The sequence below is a fragment of the Clostridium sp. OS1-26 genome, from assembly GCF_030915445.1.
In the GTDB taxonomy this organism is placed as follows: Bacteria; Bacillota; Clostridia; order Clostridiales; family Clostridiaceae; genus Clostridium_AM.
Window position 1 is genome coordinate 270,552 of the sequence record NZ_CP133264.1, and the last position, 20,961, is coordinate 291,512.

Consider the following 20,961-nt stretch of genomic DNA (forward strand, 5'->3'; position numbering starts at 1 on the left):
AGCTATTATCTTGAATAAAAAGTATAAACTTATTACTCTGCATTGTTAATTTTTACACTTAAGTTGTTTCTTGACTGACTTACATCTAATGTTCCTTTTCCAATTACAGTAATACCATCGCTACCATAAAAATATATTGTTGCACTGCTTGCATTTATCGCAGAAACTGCTTTATCATCTATTGCAAAAACTTTATCATTTCCATCTATTTTAAATTTCTTTATCTGTGGAAGATCGGTTGTATTAATAGCTATCTGTTTTAATGCTGGAATAATTGGAGAAACAACTACATTTATATTAGCAGAGTAGTTACTTTTACTTAGATCCATAACCGTAAAATTCATAACTGCCTTTCTATTTGGATTTTTACCCGTTCTAGATCTTATGCTTTTATCTACTAAAATTTCATAATTGTGTTCTAATTTATATCCCTGTGAAGGCGCATTGATTTTTATTGTATTCACATCATCACTAGGTAATACAGTCACCTGTTGTACTGTTCCATCAGTTATATCTTTTACTTGAACAACCCCTGATAAATAATTAGTGTCCACAGCTGAGTTAAATCTAATTATCCAATTTTTATATGTATTAGTGATAATTTTATCATTTATTCGATTTATATCATTATCATAGGCTAATGCTGCTGTAGGAGTTAAAGTTGAAGCCATAACAAAGCCCATTATTAAAGTCGCTAATTTTTTATTAAGTTTCATTTTTTCACCGGACCTTCCTTATTAATATATATTAAATAAACTAACATATTTTTTATAATTATCGTTTTTCTTCATTATATCTTTACAGGCTATCTTGTTTCATTCTAACTACTCTAATACTTTTTTAAAAAAGCAGCAGGATATCCTACTGCTTTTTTAGATATATGGGTATCTATGGTTTTATTGGTATTGTTATAGTTCTTACGTCTATAGAGTTGTTAGTCATTAATGTATCAGCGCTTACACCATTACCATTTAAGTCAATACCTATATTACAATTATTGATTATATTCCAATAATCTCTTGCAATTCCACCTATAATACCACTAAATCCTGATCCAAGTTTAATAGCTGATTCGTTGTTTTGATTATAGTTTGTAAATGTATTTCCTTGCAGAGTTACACTTCCACTTACCTTTACTGCACCAGTTTCAGAACTATTATTACTATTACCAGTGAAATAGCTGTTTGTTATGGATCCACTAGTTATTACTACAGCATTATTCACAACATTTGATGGTAAGAACTTAGAATTATTAATTGTTACAGTTCCTGCACTTTGATTAATTACAGAAGTACCCTTAATTGAATCAAAGGCTACTCCATCTAAAGTTAATGAACCACCTGAAACTGTAATTAAATTGCCATTTGCTCCATTGCCCTTAACGGTTAAATTCTTAAGATTCAAATTAGCAAATCCTGAACCACCATCTACTGCTGCTAAGTTACTTGAAATATTTAATACAGAAGTCAAGTCTTGTCCTATTATAGTCAACTTCTTTGAAGCTGTAACTGGTAAAGTATTTAAATTATAGCTTCCGCCTATACCTACAAGTTTAATCACTCTAATATAACCTGAATTAATTGCATTTGCTAATTCAGCAGTATTTTTTACAGTAATAACTGGTTGATTTGTTATATTGACATTTACATTACCTTGTATGTTGCTGCCATCAGTTGTAGTTGCAACTACATTTACAACTCCATTTTCGTAACCTGTTAATACTGCATGAGTGCCGTCTGTTTGTTGAATTGAAGCAATATTAGTAGCTTGACCTCTTGAATCTACTACCCTCCAGGTTACTGGAACTGAAGATTTCAAGTTGATCACGTTTCCAGTATTAGTAATTGTTCCATTAGTATCATCTACTGTTGCTGGAGTGGTTATTGCTAGATTTGTGCTTGTACCTGCTAAGTCTGTTACCTTAACCTGAACTACTTCTAAACTTGCTAAAGTGCTTTGAGTAGGTTTAATTCTAACCTGAATAGCATATAAATTTGGGAATCCTCCACTAATACTAGTAGTATTGTTAGTACAATCAATCCAAGTTGTGCCTCCATCTAAAGAATATTGTTGTCTGTCAGTAGTTCCTCTTATCACTCTAGCAGCTTCATCAAAGGTTATTCCATATGGTGCTGGAATTCTTGGATTAATTACAAATGAAGTAGCCTGACTTGCTGGGCTGCCTTGCTTTCTAAAGAATACTTTTGCTCCGTTTCCGCCAAATCTCAAATTAGCAGATGGAACAGTAATCCAACTATTAGCTGAGTTACCATTTAAGGTTAATATTTTTGTACTAGAATTATACGTACCATATGTTGAAGGTAGTGGATTACTACCAGTAGAAGCTAAATCATACCAATTGCTATCATCATTACTTGCTCTGTTAATATCTGTCTGGCTGCCAACATAAACTTGGTAAGTATCCTCTGCTGTTATTTGAATTCCTTTAATGGTAATTGTATCATTAGCTGTATTATAAATTAACTGTGTATTTGCTAAATTCCAAGCGGCTATAGTTGGAGCTGGTCCTCTTTCTGGTCCAAAGTTTACAAATAACGGAGAACCTTCAGCCTTACCAGGTTTTGTTACAGTAACTTTTACTGAACCAGCGTTTACTCCAAAGTCTAGGCCTCCTATAACTACCCCGCCAGTAGCATCTACTGTAGCAGTCTTAGCCACTTTACTCGTATTTCCTACAGTATAAACTTTAACTACATCACCGCTTGACAAAGCACCAGTATCTATTACAACACTGTCATTTTTGCCGACTTCATTGTAAGCATGTGTGTTACCACTATTAATACCTGAAAGCGTAGCTATTGCTAAATTTATAGTTACTTTATTTCCATAACCTAATACAGTACCACTATAAGTATAAATTCCATTTTTCGCCTTAGGCACTGTGATATCCCATTTTACAGGCACCTGTTGTATTGTTCCATCACTCATTATAGCCGGAATTTTATCTGGTAGATATCTTAAAACATCTATTTTATCAATAGTTTTTGATGAATCGCTGTAATCTGTATATACCATTGGTATTGCATCTATTTTAGATATTTTTAAATTAGCTTTAGGCTTTGTTATTGCTATAGGTTTTGGAAGTGTAGTTCCTGTTAAGGAATCTGCAGTAATCATAAACATTTTACCTGATTTTAAATAGTAAACATCATCCTTTAATCCATTATAAGAATATACAAATATAGCATCAACACTATCATTGCTTATTTTTTGTGCAACTCCGCCATTTGCGCCAACCTTATATAGCTTACCACCATCTACTAAACTCTTATAATATATAGAACCATTAGATACATTTATATTTGCTATCTTATCAGTTACAAGCCCATTGGTGGTTTGTACACTTATCTTAATTGGATTGTATGGATCTCCAGAACGATACACATTTCCATCATTGCTAGAGTAATAAGCCACACTGGAATTTACTGATACATTTACATAGTTAGCTGCATTACTCTTCCCTAAGTCATCGACTTTGCCTCTATTACCATAGGTATCAATTTTATAGAGATTTTTGCTGTCACTTATGTTACTGTAGTAGAGATTATTGCCAGCACCTAATACTAAATATGCAGCCTCATCATCACTTAACTTTGTTGAGTTTCCAGCAGAATCTAAAGAATAAATTCTGCCTCTATCTGAAGCATTTACATAATATACCTTATCGTCTAATACATTCAAATAAGTACCCTTATTATCACTTATTTTTTGACGTTGAGTTCCATCATTTTTTACCTTGTATATTTTCCCTGAATCTGAATAATTACAATAGTATATCCAATCTCCATAAACAGTTATATAACCGGAATTATCATCACATATTGAATAGTTTTCCGTTCCTGCTTCATTTTTCTTATATATTTTATTTCCATCACCAGTGTTTACATAATAAATATAGTTTGTATCACAATCTAAATATCCGCCATTACTTGTATTTCCTAAGACTACATATCTTGATAAAATCGGTGTTATAGGATTGGATACTGTGTTAAACTTTATTGTTTTTACAGCAAAACCTGAAATTGCTGCTGAACTAGTAGTGCTGGTTAATAAATCGCTTGCCTTTAATGATGCATCGGCTATCTTAGTTCTCATATCACTTGAATAGATATATAATGGAATAACCGCACTAGAATTTGAAACAAATGTGCTTGTATCAATCATATAGCTAAGATTAGTCTTAAAGGGAGAAACGTTAGTTCCAGCAGCCCCTATGCTATAATATGCTGCACCAGGTACTCCTACTACTTGATCAACCTTAAAAGTATAAAGATATAAAGATCCAGCTACATTTTTTGAATCTATTTCTAAAGTAATATATTGGTTTTGGGTGTTGTTTGAACCTTGTCCTATATCAGAACTACTTTTATATTGATTATTTTGATTTACCCAATAATCGCTAACTGCAGTACTGTTTCCTTGATAGTAATTTATTCTACCTCCAGTTTTATTAACTAAATCAGCTTCACCCATCGTTTGTCCATTAAAAACATCTTTAACAATTGTAGGTGTACCACTGCTGTCACTTTTCACATAATACATATTATTCATATTGTTTGCTACATAGTTTGCAAAGTCAGGATCACTAAATCTACCTGTCAATGAATTTATATCACTTGTATTTGAGCTGACATCAAAAGCTCTATTCCCTATTATTAACACTTCCTTGTTAGCTGGAAAGGCATATACCGCTGAAGAAGTTCCCAGAGCAACTGCTACAGCCAGTAATAACATTTTAGTTTTTTTCATATTTTACCTCCTTCTATTCTGTTACAGTAACAGTAAGCGTTACTGGACTTGAATACAGTTTTACTTTTCCTGTAATTTTATAGGTTTTTATTGTACTAATATTTATATTTGGTACACTCCAACTGTCAACAGCTATATTTCTTTTAGTCCCATCTGACAGCACTGCTGTTAGCTGACTAGGTAAAGTATAGGTTCTGCCATAATAACTAGATTTGCTAATAGTAACATTTAAACTATCAGCATCAATTCCCATAACTTTAGGACACATATTCACTACAACTGTTGCAGTCATATTGGAGTCCTTAGATTTTCCTTCAAAGGATATAGCTTCAACTCTACTTGTTTCTATATTTCCAGTATCTATTACATTAGTATCTATGTACTTAGTGGTCCATGTAACACTTTCATCTTTTCCTGTAGCAGGGTTCTTGACCTTAGCTGGTAATGTATACTTATCACCTTCCATTATATTTATTTCAGGTAAGCTAACAGTAGCACCTCCTGAACTGCTAGGTGTACTTGGACTAAATGGATCAGATGGCGTTGGATCTTGTGCATTTCCAGTAACCAAGATTGCAGTTATGTTAGAGGAGTATCCAGAAACTTTACCACTTACCTTGTATACTCCAGAATAGCCTGGATAGTCAACTAAACTAGACATATCCCAGTTTATATATACAAGACTGGTACTTCCATCTGTCATATTTGCAGGAACTTGAGTATAATATGGTGATGAGTAAAAGCTATTTAAATCATTTAATCTTAACTTAATATTATTGATAGAAGATATTTCAGTTTTTACATTCACAGTTAATGTCAGTTTAACTTTCTTGGAATAATGATCTACAGTGCCTGTAAAATTATAAACTCCTGGAGTTTTAATATCCTGTGTTCCATAATCCCAAGTAACAGGAACCTTATTTGTAGTTCCATCAGACATTTGAGCAGTTACCGTTTCTGGCAATGAAAAGGAGCTTCTGCTATCTGCTGTTGAAGCAATGTCTCCAATTTTTACTGGTAAAGGTTTAACCACTAAAGTAGTAACTACAGATCTATCAGTACCTTCAATTTTTCCATTAATAGTGTAAACACCAGGCTTTGTTGTGTTTATTTTTGATAAATTCCATTTAACAGGCACTTCTTTTATATTACCATCACTAGCAGTTACTACTATAGTAGGTCTAGGAGTGTATTTTTCTCCCTGCCATATAAAATCTGTTATATCATTAACATTACTAACTTCTAATGGAATATAACTAATTCTTTCCTGAGTATCATAGTCTACTACACCAGCACCTCCTAATATTTTTATATTATTAATTATTTTAGACCTCAAATAGTTAATTGTTGAAGCTGACATAGGCGAATCTACATATAAAATTGGTGAAGAAGTCTTTGGAGCCAATGCTGCTGCTACTAAAGAGTCTGGAAAATCCTTTGCAGATGCAATATATAAAGTTCCCGTACTAACTTCGTTCTGGAAAGCATCTATTACCCCGGTATTTCTTCCATAAATATCTCCATTGCCTATTCTTTTAGCATTTGGAACTAAACTCACTACACTATTAGTGACTTGTCCGCTATTTCCCACTACATATACCTGGTCAACTTGTCCATTACTACCAAAATAGTTTTTTGTAACACTAGGCATATAATCTCTTGCTGTTAAAATTACAGGCATTCCTTTTAAAGCTGCTATAGCTGCTATAGACAAGCCGTCATGAAAGTCATCTCCGTTAACCAAAGCAATTTCACTTGGTTTTCCTAGTTTTTGCGCCACCAAAACACTAGTCTCATATCTATCTGCTCCTCCAATTCTTGTAACCTTAATACCTCTAGCTTTAAGAGCATCTTCTATACTCTGAGATACAACACCTTTGCCACCTATTATGAACACATTTTTTACATTTAATCTATTAAGCTGAACTGATGTATATGGATTTAATATTTCTTTACCTGTAAGCAAAATGGGAGCCTCATATTTTTTAGCAAGCGGAGCCGCAGATAGAGCATCGGGAAAATTTTCTCCGTTAACTATAACTGCATAATTAGAATCTCCCTGCCAGCCGTCTTCACAAACCTTTGCAGCGGTTTCATATCTATCAATGCCATTAAACCTAACTGCAGTAGCAGCTGCATGTGCCTTAGTAAAACTAAAAGAAATACTTAAAGCTACTGCTGCTACTAGCACTGCAAGTTTTTTACTTTTAAGCACAAATAAAAATTTATTGTTATTCATGTAAGGCAAAACACTCCTTTTTCCGTTAATTATAAAATCACTATTATAATGCTATAAGAATTTAACTCCCAATAAAAGATCTTCCATAACTTAAACCTATATATGCTTCTACTGCTGTAATCTTTGCTAAGTAGAGTTATTTTATCTATAATTCACATTTTTAATATTATCGTCCATTTTTATGGAATATTTATATAATATTTACTGAAAATTAGTCTTAAAATAGTTATATTAACCAAATATTTTTACTACATTATAATTAAAGCCGTCAAAATAACCATATGTAAACAGGTTATTTTAACAGCCTCTCGAAAACTAATGTTATTCTTAATAAAATCTAAGACCATTTCCTTCATCTTTAATATACATCTCAAACATCTGCAGCGCCTGTTGTTCAGTTATTTGATTATTTACTAATTTACGGTGTAATATGTATAAATTAGCATTCATATCTGGATCTATACTTTTTGCTTCTTTCATTTTTTTAAGAATTCTTTCCTCAAGAGATAGTCCATTTACAGCTGTCTCAGCTTCTAATAACTTTAATAAGTCCTCTGTTTCCTTTTTTATATTTTTATCTTTAGTAACAACTTTTATCGTATTTAATCCGGATTTAATTTTATCTATACATTCTTTACTTATTAATATTTTTTCTTCGCTACTCAAATTAAATTCCCACCTTTTCGATGATTACTATAGTTTTCAAACCATGCTATATATTTCTATTTTATCAGTGCAGTTTCTTTAATGTCAATTATATAGAAAAAAAAATGTAAAAAACTATAGAATTTATAGCAATTAAATAATCTATTATCATAATTTTTAATATAGTATCACCACTTTACAAGAAAATTAGCTAACTTCATCTAAATAGATTAAGAAATTAATTGCCTCTAAAATTGATATTTTCGAATTATGATAAACACCTACTAATTATTAATAAATTGTTTGTATAAACATCGCATTACTTAGTTATCAAAGAAGGCTTTTCTATTTAAGTCACATTTTCAACATATTATGACATAAAATGGTTCTCATATGACAAATAATATGGTACTATAATTACATGATAAATTTACAAACTAATATAAACATCGACAAATTTATTGTAACACATTATAAATAGAGGTGAAAAATGGATATATTTTTAATAATAGGTATTATTGTTGGATTGTTTGCTGTTAGTACAGGATTGCTTTTGAAAGGTGCAACTGTAGCCATACTAATCAATGGTGAGGCAGTTATAGTAATTCTTGTAGGTACAGCAGCAGCGGTAATGAACTCTTTTCCAAAAAGGATTTTCTTAACATACCTAAATTATTTGGAGCTGTTTTCAGCGAAAAGGGAAAAGAAGATCCAATAGAAATAATTAAGCTAATGGTTGAAATGGCACAAGAAACTCGAAAAAATGGATTATTGTCTTTGGAAAGCAAGGTTCAGGATATGAGTAACCAATTTATGAAACAAGGACTAGAGATGGTAGTTGATGGTACTGAACCGGAATATATTAGACAAGTCCTATCTGATGAAATTGAGGCAATGGAAGAAAGGCATCGAGGCGGTGCTTCAATTTTTACAACAGCAGGAGGTGCTTCTCCAACTCTGGGAGTTTTGGGGGCAGTTATAGGTCTGATTGGTGCACTTGGAAATTTAAATGATACAGCAAAGCTCGGAGAATCTATAAGTGCTGCTTTCGTAGCTACTATATATGGGATTTTCTTTGGATATGTTGTCTGGCATCCTTTGGCGTCCAGATTAAAAAGGAAGTCACATGAAGAAGTTAGTAATAAGCATATAATATTAGAAGGTATTTTAGCAATTCAAGAAGGAAAAAATCCTAAGACTATTGAGAGAAAACTTTTAAGTATGTTAAGTCCTAAAGATAGAAAAAAATTTGAATCGACAAGTAGTAATGATTAGGGTAAAGGAGATTAGTAATGAAAGGCAAAAAACAACATCATGAAGAACATGTAGATGAAACATGGCTGCTCCCTTATTCTGATATGATGACGCTACTATTAGCACTTTTTATAGTTATGTTTGCTATGAGTAAAGTAGATAACCAAAAAGCGAAACAACTTAGCCACCAATTTAATGTTGTTTTTTCAGGTGGTAGTGGAGCATTGCAAAGTAACGGTAGTAATGGAGATACTTTCAAAATAGATGATTTGGATACGTTAAATGAAAAAAGTGGTGTAATTGAGCAGGATAAGATGCTTCAGGTTAAAAATACCTTAGAACAAAGTATTAAAAATGATGGCTATGCAGATAAGGTAAAAGTTGAACTTAATGGTGAAGGCTTAGATATAAGAATACAGGATACAGTACTTTTTAACTCAGGAGAGGCAGACATATTAAATGAATTTACACCAGTACTTATGAAAATATCAAATATGATAAAGGATTTAGACAATGAAATAAAGATTAGCGGACACACAGATAATGTTCCAATAAAAAATGAAAAATTCCGTTCTAATTGGGACTTGAGCTATATGCGTGCTTCAAATGTTATGAACTTTATGGTTGACAAATGTGATTTTTCACCTGATAAATTTTCAATTCAAGCCTATGGTGAATTTAAAGCTAAATATAATAATTCAACAGAGGATGGAAGATCAAAAAATCGAAGTGTGGATATACTTATAGTTCGAAGGTATGTATCAAACTCTAAGAATGCAAATTAGTCTAATTATATTACATGCTTTGTGAAGAGAATGTAATAATAAAAGAATTGTAGGAATTTATAAATCGATCTTGTGATAATATTAAAATATGCTTTATACATGAAAAGCTTAAATATGATATTCTTACTTTATTAGCGAAAGGGACCACATTTGGTTCCTTTTTTATGTTTTAGATCAAAAATATAGAGAAATAAAAAGAAGTAGAATTGATTCACAATCCCCAAAAAGTGGTGTATAGTATTTAATAAATTAAAAATTAGTTGCATTTTTATAATTTTTTACAATTTTTCAAAATTATATTTATCATAACCCAATAAATGTATTATAATAGATTATATCATAATATTTTTTAATTAATAGTATACTTAACTTAAATACTGCAATTGTAATATATATCTCTAGCTTCACTTTATCTAAGAAGGAGATTTCTCATATGGAACTTAGAATTAAAGAAATATTAAGTATTGAAAAAGCTGCTAATTTTGATTTAGAAGAATATAGAACCATAATGTGCTCATCAAAATATGGTCTATGGAAATGGGATATTTTAAACAGCAAAATTTATTTTTCCCGAAAATGTTTTGAACTACTTGGCTACAACGAAAATAATATGTGCAGCTCTCTCACCGAACTAATCCACAAAGAGGATATCAAAGAATTTTTTGCAACTATAAATAATAATATAAAAAACAAAATTGACATATTCAACTTTGAATGCAGACTAACAAAATATGACGGAAATTACATTTGGTCTTGTATTGAAGCAAAGTTTTTCTACAATAAGTATGGTAAAATTACTAAAATGTTAGGTTCTATCACAGATATTACAGTTCGAAAGGCCTGGGAAAATAATCTTTACAGCATAGCTTATTATGATAATCTTACAAAACTTCCAAATTCAAATATGCTGCAAAGTGACTTGGAAAAACTGTGCAGTGATGACATTGTATTTTCTGTAATTTGTATGAACATTGATGATTTTAAAGCTATAAATAATACTTTAGGCCATGATGTAGGTGATAAATATCTAGAAAAAATATCAAAATTACTTCAAAACTTTTGTAGAGATAACTGTTCAGTATACAGGCACTCTGGTGATGAGTTTGTTTTCCTTCTCAAAGATGTAGACGAGATAGAACTTATAGAGCATTTTGTTAACTTAGTTCAAAAGACTTTAACTAGTAATACATTTCAAATAAATGATAATCAATTAGGTATAACCACAACAATTGGAGTAAGCATTTTTCCAAAGCACTCCACTCTTCCCTCTGAACTTCTAAGGTTTTCAAGCAACGCTATGTATTTTGCCAAAAATTTTGCTAAAAGCACTTACATAATATATAGTCACAATATATCTTTAAAAGCTTTAGAAAAATCAAAATTTGAAAATAACTTAAGACTTGCTCTCATAAATAATGAATTTCAGGTTTATTATCAACCTCAAGTTAATATAAAAACGGGAAAATTAATAGGAATGGAGGCCCTTCTTAGATGGATTAGACCAGATGGAACTAAAATTATGCCCTCGGAATTTATTCCAATTGCAGAGGATATCGGACTTATTTTGCCACTAGGTGAGTTTGTGCTAAGACAAGCCTGTAAACAAACAAAATTCTGGCATGCTAAATACGGTTATCCCTTAAAAATTTCTGTAAATATATCTGAAAAACAGCTTGAAAACAAGAATTTTGTTGATATAGTTTCCAACGTTCTAACTGAAACAGAATTCAACCCTAAATACTTAGAGTTAGAGATAACTGAAAGTACAGCAATTAAGGATATAAATAATATTGTAATACTTCTTAATAAGCTTAAAGATATTAACGTTAAGATAGCTTTAGATGATTTCGGTACCGGCTATTCGTCTCTAAGTTACTTAAAGGAGTTGCCCCTAAACACGATTAAAATTGATAAAAGTTTTATAGATAACATCGAATATGATCATAAGAAAAAAGCAATAATGAAATCCGTTGCTATTTTATCTCATGATATAGATTTGAATATAATATGTGAAGGTGTGGAGACTGAGAACCAATTGGAATTTTTAAAAAGTATTAACTGCGATGAAGTGCAGGGATATTACTTTGGGAAACCTTTTTCCGCTCCCGATTTTGAAACTAACTTTCTAATATAGGGCTTCTAGGCCGAAAGTTAACTTATACGCCGGGCTATGTTTCCAAGCTTCAGCACGTTAAAAACTTTTAGCCAGTCTAAAGCTTAAGCAGATATTCCAAATCTTTGATTTGGTGATAGTCGCTTACACAGAGTGCGTGTTTCAAGATAACCTAAGAACTTTCGAGAACTCGCTATGCTCAAACAACTCTAAAGTTCTAAGGTTCTCTTAAAACCCTTCACTAAGACTGGCACAAAGTTTTTAAATCTACTTCAGCTTTGGAAACATATCCCTCTGCATAAGTTAACTTTCTAGTTAGTTCCCATATATTTAGAAAGTTCTAGACACACTATCCCTGTTAAACTGCAGTTTCTTTTTTGCTATCTAGGAATTGAATGCCATCGGCTTCAACTTGGGTAATATATTTTTTATTTCCACTTTCTTCAGTATAGCTTCTTGTTATTATCTTTCCACTTACCCCTATAAGTTTTCCCTTAGTAAGATGGGGACTGATTTTTTCTGCATGATTACTCCAATAAACAACAGAAATAAAATCTGCATCTTTTTCTCCATTTTTATTAGAAAAGTTTCTATTTACCGCAAGTACAAATTTCACAACACCTCTTGTACCATCATCAAGCTGCATAAAGTCAGCATCCTTAGTAAGTCTTCCTATAAGTACTACTTTATTCAAAATCTTTCCCTCCTAATCTGTTTTCTATAATTATGTCCAAATTAGGAGGGCTTAAACAATAAATCCGTCTCTATTGCTTACTTCCACATTTATCACAAAAATGAGCCTTTTTATCTATTAGAGTACCACAAATTCTACATTCCTTTTTATCCTTTAGCTTAAGAATTTTCTTTTTAATTTTTTTCTTTTCTTTTTCTAATTCTTTAATTTCTTCGCAGTGTTCCATTATTTTTTTAGTGTTATCTTCACCACTCTTATACATTTTATATATTTTTTTACCTATTTCCATGCATATTTCATTTATAGCCTTATCACAGGATGACATAGACAGCGACAAATCTGAATACTCAATTAAATCTTGAGATTTTTTAACAGCTATATCTGCATTTTCTTTAAGAGACATTTTTATAAGCTTTAGTTTATCACTCATTGACATGTTTAATCTTCATCATCCTTAATAGTCCACATTGGATATATAGATGGATTTTCTATATACCTCATGCTATCTGCTGCAGATTTAATCATATTGTATTTTTGCAGACGACTATTAACTATTCTCCAATTTATATTTTTTATGAATGTATCAATATACTTACTTCTATCTGTTCCAAAATCCATAAAATATGCATGTTCATATACATCCATAACTAATAGAGGATATGAATCCCACACTGCTCCAACATCGTGAGCATCTGCACCAAAAACATGAAGCTTATTATCCAGAGGATCAATGGCAAGTATGGCCCATCCCCTAACTGCTAATCCTACATTTTTAAAGTATTGGAGAAAGTTTTCATAGCTGTTAAAATCTCTTTCTATTAGCTTAATTATTTCTCCTGTTGGATTATTAAATCCTCCTGTCATATTCTGAAAATAAAGTTGATGTAATTTTACTCCATCAAGGGCAAAGGTTTCTCCTAATTTTAAGCTTCTCATTTTACTATAAGTAGCATTACTGTCCTTAAATTCCTTTGCATCATTTGGAATATTCCATATTTCATTTAGTTTTGATACATAACCCTCATATAGTTTATAATGCTGTTGAAGCTGTCTCGGTGTTATACCCTTCACAGATGAAAAATCATATTCTTTTGGTGTTAGTTTAAACACTTGTATTTCTCCCTGTAATATTAATTCATAATAATTATATTCTACAAGTTAACAAAAAGTACCTGATTTAATAAAAGATGCCTCAACTACTTAGAAAGTAATTGAGGCATCTACATTTTAGTCGTCTTCCCTTAATATGTTTACATTTTTCCCTTCCATAACTCTATTCATATTTCTTACAGAACACATCTTTCCGCACATAGTACAGCTGTCACTATGTTCCGGCGTAGATTCTCTTCTATACCTTCTTGCTTTTTCTGGATCTATAGAAAGTTCAAACATTGACTCCCAATCTAGCTTCTGTCTTGCTTTTGCCATAGCTAAATCCCATTCTTCAGCGCCTTTAATTCCCTTTGCTATATCTGCAGCATGTGCAGCTATTTTGCTTGCAATAATACCTTCTTTCATATCTTCTAAATTAGGAAGCCTTAAGTGTTCTGCTGGCGTAACATAACATAGAAAATCTGCACCATTTGCTGCTGCAATAGCTCCTCCTATAGCACTTGTTATATGATCATACCCAGGAGCAATATCTGTAACCAAAGGTCCTAAAACATAGAACGGAGCTCCATGACACAGCTTCTTTTCTAGAATCATATTGGAAGCTATTTCGTTTAAAGCCATGTGTCCAGGTCCTTCTATCATAACCTGTACATTTTTCTCCCAAGCTCTTTTCGTTAACTCGCCTAAAATCATAAGCTCTTTAATCTGGCTAGCATCTGTAGCATCTGCAAGACAGCCTGGCCTACAAGCATCTCCAAGACTTATAGTTACATCATATTCTGCACATATATCTAAAACCTTATCGAAATATTCATAGAATGGATTCTCTTTATTGTTAAGCTCCATCCATGCATATAAAAGTGATCCTCCTCTAGAAACTATATTCATGACTCTTTTGTTTCTTTTAAAAATCTGAGCAGTTTCTCTATTTATTCCAGCATGAATAGTCATGAAGTCAACTCCATCCTTAGCATGCTTTTCAATTACTCTTAAAAATTCTTCTGAAGTTATATCACTTAGTTCTTTATCATAAAAGCCTACTGCATCATACATTGGAACTGTACCTAGCATTGCTGGACTTATTTCTACTACCTTTCTTCTAAACTCTTCAGTTTTTCCAAAGGAACTTAGATCCATTATAGCTTCCGCTTTCATTTCTATAGCTTTTTGTACCTTCTCAACTTCTGCATCTACATTACAGCAGTCCTTTGAAATTCCCAAATTGACATTTATTTTTGTTCTTAAACCTTGTCCTACTCCTTCAGGACTTAATGCTTTATGGTTCTTATTCGCAGGTATAACAACTTTTCCTTCAGCTATAAGCTCTCTTAATTGTTCAACATCCATATGTTCTTTTTCTGCAACTACTTTCATCTCAGTGGTGATGATGCCCTTTCTAGCAGCATCCATCTGCGTTGTATAATTCATAATCTTCAGTCTCCTCTTCATATAATTTTAGTAGTTCATAAATATCCCCATATGCAATGCTGGCTTTTTAACTCAAACATATTTCTAATAAAAAAATGAAAGCTTACCAAAAGATAAGCTTTCATGTAAAATCCAAAGAATATACTAATTTACACAATTGCTTCCCTCCGGTAGTGTTAACTACATCAGGTTCCAAGGTTTAGGCAAACGCCCTCTCAGCCAAACGGCACACCTAGCAAATACAAAGGCTCTATTTATTTCTACATAAAAATTATACTTCAATATGTTACCTTTGTAAAGGATTAGAATATATTTGTTTAAACTACACTTTTTACTACTAAATTTATGCTCTCTACCAAGTCGATTTCATAAGGTTCTATATTATTTTTGGTCTCAGTATTATATATAACTCTTATTACAGGCCTATCAGGAAAATTTTCATTCTGCCTTACTACATATCCTTCAACACCATTTGATAATTTAACACAGCATCCTAAAGGATAAACTGAAAAGGATTTTCTAAACACCTTAACTATTTCTTCATCAAAAATTGTACCACTTCCCGCTAAGATTAATTCATAGGCATCATTTGGACTGAAAGTTTTTTTATAATCTCTACTATTTGCTATAGTATCATACACATCACTTATAGTAATTATACGAGCATATTTTGATATACTCTTTCCTTCTAAACCGTAGGGATATCCTTTGCCATCCATTCTCTCATGATGTTGTAGAACTGCTCTAACTACTGTCCCAGGAATTCTTACATTCTTTCTTAAAATATTAGCTCCTATATAAGGGTGTTCCTTAAATTCATTTAATTCTTCTTTTGTCAAATTCCTTTCTTTTTCCAATATGCTCTTTGGCAGCTGAGCTTTACCTATATCATGCATAACAGCAGCTAGTCCTAACTCTTTCACTGAATAGGAATCCATCTTCATAGCATGTCCTATAAAAGTTGCCATAACACAAACATCTATACTATGCACATAGGTCTTGTTACTGTTTGTTTGAATGTCGTATAAACTTTTATTTATATCTGCACTTGTGCCTATATAATCTATAAGCTCATCAACAATTTTCATGTAATCGGACATTATCTTTTTATCAGAAACAGCAGTTATATTCTTCATCATCCTTGACATACATTCCATAGTTGTTTGCTTTAATCTGCTAACATTTTCATCTTCTACTTCAACATCTTCTAACCTTTTATCTTCTACGTATACATAGAATATTCCCATTTCCCTCATCTTATTAATATAACTATTATTTAGCACTGTACCTGCTCTTAATAATACTCTTCCATCATTAGTAAATATATTTTTACCTAATACTTCATTTCCTTCTAATCTATTTATAATCTCTAGCTTCATATTTCACCTCGAAAATTAAATTTGCTAACAAATATTAATTCTATAAATAATTATATAATATTCTATATTAAATCAGTAATAGATAATGTGCCAATATATCTCAATATATATCTATCTTTTCATGTATTACTATAATTATATATTTAATTATACTGCAAACGTAATTATAAGTGCACTACTATTTATAAAAAAATATTATAACTTCACCTCATTAAAGCTTTGTTATAGTTTTATTTTTTTGGTAGAGGAATTTATAATTTAATTGACGAATATTTACTTAAAATATATAGATAAATTTTACATATTATTACACGAAAGGCAGGTAGACCTTATGCTGCTGTATTTTTTATTATCCACTGCACTTTTTATAGCATTAATAGAGGTGATTACAGTTTTATTTAAACTTACTGGTTTATCAGAAGAAAAAGCTCGTTTTCAAGTAATATCTTTACTAACAGGTTCAGGCTTTACAACAAAAGAATCAGAGCTTGTTACTCAACACTCTACCCGTAGAAAGTTGGCCCAATTTCTTATGATTTTAGGCTATGTAGGTTTTTTAACTGAAACATCTTTTTTAGTAAACTTGATTAAAAGTTCTATGACTTTGCAAAATATCTCTATAATACTATTATTTTTTACATTTATTTGGTCAGTTATAAAAAACAAAGTACTATTATCTTTTTTTGATAATTTTATAGAAAGGGTAATTTTAAGAAAATATACTAGAAAAAAGTCTCCAGGAAAAGGATACAAATTAGTTACTAGAGCAAAAGGATATGGCATTTATAATATAGTTATAGATGAGAATTCACCTTTATCAGGAGTATCCTTAAAAGATTCAAATTTGAAGCCTAATAACATAATAATTTTAAATATAGATAAAGGTAATGAATTTATTGGTTTCCCTAAGAGAGACTATGTACTGGAGAATGGCGATAACATTTTGCTGTATGGCAAAGTAGATCAGGTTATAAAAACTTTTCATTTAGAACAAAATAGATAATTTTGTTAGCATTTTGGCGCTCTAAAAAATGAGCTACCTTTGAAAGGTAGCTCATTTTCTAATTTTTCTTATTCCTTTTTATACTCTTATGTCCAAATTCTGTCCTAGATTAGGACTAACTGAGCTTTCAAGCATATCTGTCATAGCTTGTGCATTTTCTTTACCTGTGTTCATGGCCATTCTCATCACCGCAATACTAGCCTGATCCATTGCCTTGGATTGACTCATTACCATTGATGCTCCTGCTATATCCATAAAAATACCTCCCATTAAATTATTTATTAATCTCTTACTTATAAATATCGTCGATAAACTAATAATTTGAAGGCCTTTTAATTTTAGATATTATATTTCTCTAGTTTCATGCTTTAACCATTCTTTTTCATCTTCACTTAAATATGGAGAAAGCTTGCTGTAAACTTCTTTGTGGTAGTTGTTCAACCATGCTTTTTCTTCTGGAGTAAACATTTCTGGTACTATTCCTTCTAAATCTATTGGACAAAAGCTAATCGTTTCAAACTTCATAAATTGTCCAAATTCTGTTTCTTCATCCTTAACTACAAGAAGAATATTTTCTGTTCTGATTCCATGTCTGCCTTCTTTATAAACTCCAGGCTCATTAGTTACAATCATACCTTCTTCAAGTATAGTAGGAACTACATTGCAGCGAATAGCATGAGGTCCTTCATGTACATTTAAGAAGAAACCTACACCATGACCAGTTCCACATTTGTAATCTATGCCATGCTCCCATAATGGTCTTCTAGCAAGTATATCAAGATTAGTTCCATTAACTCCGTGTAAGAATTTAGCCATACTTAAATCAATAACACCTTTAAGTACTAGCGTAAAGTCTCTCTTTTCTTCTTCAGTAAGAGTTCCTAATACCGTTGTTCTAGTTATATCAGTAGTTCCGTCTAAGTATTGTCCACCTGAGTCTACTAAGAACATGCCCTCTTTTTTAAGTTTATAATCACTTTCTGGAGTTGCTGAATAGTGCATCATAGCTGCATGTTCTTTATATGCTGCTATAGTAGTAAAACTAATACCTTTAAATAGTTCTTGTTCTGCTCTAAAGCCTTCTAATTTATCCGCAGCAGATATTTCACTAATTTCTTCTTTGCCTAAGTTATTATCTAGCCAGTGTAAGAACTTAACCATTGCTACACCGTCTTTTATATGAGCATTTTTAATGTTTTCTATTTCAACTTCGTTTTTTATACCCTTAATTTTTGTTGTTATATTATCTTTTTCTATAATTTCAATGCCTTCATTTAAACCTTTACAAATACCAAAGCTTGTTTTAACAGCATCCAGCATCACTTTACTTTCTTTCGCAAGTGTTTTTAAGTAGTCATTTACATCTTCATAAGCTTTTATAACTATTCCATCTTGTTCTAATTCTTTTTTAACTTCATCTTTAACCTTTACAGAATTTATAAATAATACAGTTTCTTTTTCTGAAACTACTACATATGAAACTGCTACTGGGTTACATGGCACATCAGTTCCTCTGATATTTAAAAGCCATGCTATATCATCAAGAGAGGATAAAACAATATGAGTAACTTCATCCTTTTTCATCTCTTCTCTAACCATGTTTACTTTCTCTACTCTTGATTTACCAGCATACTTAACATCATGAACAAAGATTGGCTCTGTAGATATACTTGGTCTATCCTTCCATAATTCATCAATTAAATCATATCTATGCTCTAAAGCTATTCCTTTTTTGATACAGTCTTCTCTATGTTTCTAGCTAAAGAAGTTGATAAAACACTTCCATCGAAGCCAATAACTCCATTTTGAGGTACTACTTTTGAGAGCCATTCTTCTATTGTTGGTACTGATGGTTGTCCCATTTTAAATAACTTTATACCTGAGCCTTCTAATTGTTTTTCAGCCTGTATAAAGTATCTACCATCAGTCCATAGACCAGCATCTTCTAAAGTGATTACAGCTGTTCCAGCAGAACCTGTGAAGCCAGAAATCCACTGTCTACTTTTCCAATGCTCTGCAACATACTCGCTTTGGTGGGCATCTGAACTTGGAACTATATATGCATATATGCCCTTTTCTTTCATCTTCTCTCTTAAAGAATTTACTCTTTCTTTGATACTCATAATAAAAATCCTCCTCTTTTATAGAGTGTTTATTTGAAAACTTTATAATAGGAATTTATTTAAAATTTTGAATATATTCTCATTATACATTAATCATAAGTTTTTTCATATAGTTTTACAGTAAAAATTTAAGTATAACTATAAAAAATTTCAGTTTAATAAAAATAAGTTGATTAATATCAAAAATTTATTCATATTTTTCATATTTATTAACACATTAAACTATAAAAAGAGAAGCTGTATAAACCATTATACAACTTCTCTTAGTTTTTCGAACTATATTCTCTTTAAGTTATAAAATTATTATTCTATTTTTAAACTACAGAGATTTTAGTAGTTGTATAACTCCTTCTGCCTGATGATTAGCTTGTGCAAGTATTGCTTGAGATACTTGAAGAAGAATGTTATACTTCGCATAATTCATCATTTCTTTTGCCATATCTGCATCTCTAATTCTTGATTCTGCTGCTGTTAGATTCTCTGCTGTATTGTTAAGGTAGTTAATTCTATGTTCTAGTACATTTTGAGTAGCTCCTAGTCTTCCTCTAAAAGAAGATACATTTTTTATAGCATCGTCATATATTTTAATTGCCGCACTAGCATTCTCATGATTTGAAACATCTAAAGCACTCTCTAGATTGCTTCCATCAAGTCCTATATTAGAAAATTTAGCTGTTACTTTTCCATCGCTGGATGTAATGCTTGTCCCTGTCTGTCCACTTATATCAAGTGCTTTTGCTCTCATGTCTTCTAACTTAATTCCTAGATTGTCGCCCGCGTTGGGACCTACCTGAAGCCTAATTTCAGAGTTAACTCCATCATATTTATTAACACTTCCATTTAAAAGTTTCATAGTATTAAACTCTGTATTATTTCCAATACTGTTAATTTCCGAAGTTAACTGATTAATTTCTTCTTGTATATGATTTCGATCTTGATCACTTAATGTTCCATTGGCCGCTTGGGTTGCTAGCTCTCTCATTCTTTGAAGAATTGAATGGGTTTCATTTAATGCCCCATCTGCAACTTGTATAGAAGAAATGCCATCCTGAGCATTTCTTGCTGCTTGTTCCAATCCCCTAATTTGTGCTCTCATTTTTTCTGAAATCGCTAGACCTGCAGGATCATCTGCTGCTCTATTTATTCTTAGCCCAGAAGAAAGTCTCTCCATAGCTCTTCCAACCATATTCAAGTTGTATGACATATGTCTATATGCAATCATTGCATTTATGTTATGACCGATTATCATATGCCTCACCCCTTTATCCCATAAATATACCCTTATCCAATATTTAGTCACTTAACATCATTATACCATATTTTCTAATCACCTACACCAATTTATTATTACTGATTCATCAAATCCATATCTAGTTTTTTCCATAAAAAAACTGAATGCGAAATCTAGGTCTCAC

At 31.5% G+C, this 20,961-nt stretch carries 14 protein-coding genes, 2 pseudogenes and 1 riboswitch; of the genes and pseudogenes, 4 read left to right on the top strand and 12 right to left on the bottom strand.

Annotated elements, in window-relative coordinates; all coding sequences use genetic code 11:
- Positions 1 to 32: 32 nt before the first annotated feature.
- The 4 genes from RCG18_RS01440 to RCG18_RS01455 form a co-directional block, all read right to left on the bottom strand.
- Positions 33 to 716 carry a hypothetical protein gene (locus tag RCG18_RS01440; protein ID WP_308039665.1) on the bottom strand — a complete coding sequence of 228 codons (684 nt, stop codon included), beginning with the start codon at positions 714 to 716 and terminating at the stop codon, positions 33 to 35.
- 172 nt (positions 717 to 888) lie between these two features.
- Positions 889 to 4,770 (bottom strand): DUF5050 domain-containing protein, encoded by a 3,882-nt coding sequence (locus tag RCG18_RS01445; protein WP_308039666.1) that lies wholly within the window; start codon positions 4,768 to 4,770, stop codon positions 889 to 891.
- A 13-nt stretch (positions 4,771 to 4,783) separates the two neighbouring features.
- On the bottom strand, positions 4,784 to 7,009 hold the full coding sequence (locus RCG18_RS01450; protein ID WP_308039668.1) for a cell wall-binding repeat-containing protein: 2,226 nt from the start codon (positions 7,007 to 7,009) through the stop codon (positions 4,784 to 4,786).
- Between the two features lie 327 nt (positions 7,010 to 7,336).
- A complete protein-coding gene (locus tag RCG18_RS01455) occupies positions 7,337 to 7,675 on the bottom strand; it encodes a hypothetical protein (RefSeq protein WP_308039669.1) in 339 nt (112 codons plus the stop codon).
- A gap of 469 nt (positions 7,676 to 8,144) precedes the next feature.
- Here RCG18_RS01455 and motA point away from each other — a divergent pair.
- From motA to RCG18_RS01470, 3 genes and pseudogenes are all read left to right on the top strand, one after another.
- A pseudogene (motA, locus tag RCG18_RS01460) lies at positions 8,145 to 8,929 on the top strand (flagellar motor stator protein MotA).
- 17 nt (positions 8,930 to 8,946) lie between these two features.
- Complete coding sequence (locus RCG18_RS01465) at positions 8,947 to 9,693, top strand: flagellar motor protein MotB (RefSeq protein ID WP_308039671.1); 747 nt, start codon at positions 8,947 to 8,949, stop codon at positions 9,691 to 9,693.
- 433 nt (positions 9,694 to 10,126) lie between these two features.
- A complete protein-coding gene (locus tag RCG18_RS01470) occupies positions 10,127 to 11,827 on the top strand; it encodes a GGDEF domain-containing protein (protein ID WP_308039672.1) in 1,701 nt (566 codons plus the stop codon).
- A 337-nt stretch (positions 11,828 to 12,164) separates the two neighbouring features.
- On the opposite strand, the gene RCG18_RS01475 is transcribed toward RCG18_RS01470, so the two are convergent.
- The 5 genes from RCG18_RS01475 to RCG18_RS01495 all read right to left on the bottom strand — a co-directional run bounded on the left by RCG18_RS01475 (position 12,165) and on the right by RCG18_RS01495 (position 16,420).
- Complete coding sequence (locus tag RCG18_RS01475) at positions 12,165 to 12,500, bottom strand: single-stranded DNA-binding protein (protein WP_308039673.1); 336 nt, start codon at positions 12,498 to 12,500, stop codon at positions 12,165 to 12,167.
- A gap of 70 nt (positions 12,501 to 12,570) precedes the next feature.
- Complete coding sequence (locus RCG18_RS01480; protein ID WP_308039674.1) at positions 12,571 to 12,930, bottom strand: zinc ribbon domain-containing protein; 360 nt, start codon at positions 12,928 to 12,930, stop codon at positions 12,571 to 12,573.
- 8 nt (positions 12,931 to 12,938) lie between these two features.
- Complete coding sequence (locus RCG18_RS01485) at positions 12,939 to 13,610, bottom strand: superoxide dismutase (protein WP_308039675.1); 672 nt, start codon at positions 13,608 to 13,610, stop codon at positions 12,939 to 12,941.
- A 117-nt stretch (positions 13,611 to 13,727) separates the two neighbouring features.
- Complete coding sequence (gene thiC, locus RCG18_RS01490; RefSeq protein ID WP_308039676.1) at positions 13,728 to 15,041, bottom strand: phosphomethylpyrimidine synthase ThiC; 1,314 nt, start codon at positions 15,039 to 15,041, stop codon at positions 13,728 to 13,730.
- Between the two features lie 145 nt (positions 15,042 to 15,186).
- Positions 15,187 to 15,285, bottom strand: a riboswitch (TPP riboswitch).
- Between the two features lie 73 nt (positions 15,286 to 15,358).
- Positions 15,359 to 16,420, bottom strand: a complete 1,062-nt coding sequence (locus RCG18_RS01495; protein WP_308039677.1) for an HD-GYP domain-containing protein — start codon at positions 16,418 to 16,420, stop codon at positions 15,359 to 15,361.
- A gap of 331 nt (positions 16,421 to 16,751) precedes the next feature.
- On the opposite strand from RCG18_RS01495, the gene RCG18_RS01500 reads away from it, so the two are divergent.
- Complete coding sequence (locus RCG18_RS01500; protein ID WP_308039678.1) at positions 16,752 to 17,423, top strand: TrkA C-terminal domain-containing protein; 672 nt, start codon at positions 16,752 to 16,754, stop codon at positions 17,421 to 17,423.
- Positions 17,424 to 17,501: 78 nt separating this feature from the next.
- On the opposite strand, the gene RCG18_RS01505 is transcribed toward RCG18_RS01500, so the two are convergent.
- From RCG18_RS01505 to RCG18_RS01520, 3 genes and pseudogenes are all read right to left on the bottom strand, one after another.
- Positions 17,502 to 17,678 carry a YjfB family protein gene (locus RCG18_RS01505; protein WP_308039679.1) on the bottom strand — a complete coding sequence of 59 codons (177 nt, stop codon included), beginning with the start codon at positions 17,676 to 17,678 and terminating at the stop codon, positions 17,502 to 17,504.
- 90 nt (positions 17,679 to 17,768) lie between these two features.
- A pseudogene (locus RCG18_RS01510) lies at positions 17,769 to 19,546 on the bottom strand (aminopeptidase P family protein).
- 319 nt (positions 19,547 to 19,865) lie between these two features.
- A complete protein-coding gene (locus tag RCG18_RS01520) occupies positions 19,866 to 20,795 on the bottom strand; it encodes a flagellin (RefSeq protein ID WP_308039681.1) in 930 nt (309 codons plus the stop codon).
- Positions 20,796 to 20,961: the final 166 nt, after the last annotated feature.

Bases quoted from the DNA above. Each gene is read 5' to 3' on its own strand.
- RCG18_RS01440 (WP_308039665.1), bottom strand. From the start codon at position 716: ATGAAACTTAATAAAAAATTAGCGACTTTAATAATGGGCTTTGTTATG.
- RCG18_RS01445 (WP_308039666.1), bottom strand. From the start codon at position 4,770: ATGAAAAAAACTAAAATGTTATTACTGGCTGTAGCAGTTGCTCTGGGA.
- RCG18_RS01450 (WP_308039668.1), bottom strand. From the start codon at position 7,009: ATGAATAACAATAAATTTTTATTTGTGCTTAAAAGTAAAAAACTTGCA.
- RCG18_RS01465 (WP_308039671.1), top strand. From the start codon at position 8,947: ATGAAAGGCAAAAAACAACATCATGAAGAACATGTAGATGAAACATGG.
- RCG18_RS01470 (WP_308039672.1), top strand. From the start codon at position 10,127: ATGGAACTTAGAATTAAAGAAATATTAAGTATTGAAAAAGCTGCTAAT.
- RCG18_RS01480 (WP_308039674.1), bottom strand. From the start codon at position 12,930: ATGAGTGATAAACTAAAGCTTATAAAAATGTCTCTTAAAGAAAATGCA.
- thiC (WP_308039676.1), bottom strand. From the start codon at position 15,041: ATGAATTATACAACGCAGATGGATGCTGCTAGAAAGGGCATCATCACC.
- RCG18_RS01495 (WP_308039677.1), bottom strand. From the start codon at position 16,420: ATGAAGCTAGAGATTATAAATAGATTAGAAGGAAATGAAGTATTAGGT.
- RCG18_RS01500 (WP_308039678.1), top strand. From the start codon at position 16,752: ATGCTGCTGTATTTTTTATTATCCACTGCACTTTTTATAGCATTAATA.
- RCG18_RS01505 (WP_308039679.1), bottom strand. From the start codon at position 17,678: ATGGATATAGCAGGAGCATCAATGGTAATGAGTCAATCCAAGGCAATG.
- RCG18_RS01520 (WP_308039681.1), bottom strand. From the start codon at position 20,795: ATGATAATCGGTCATAACATAAATGCAATGATTGCATATAGACATATG.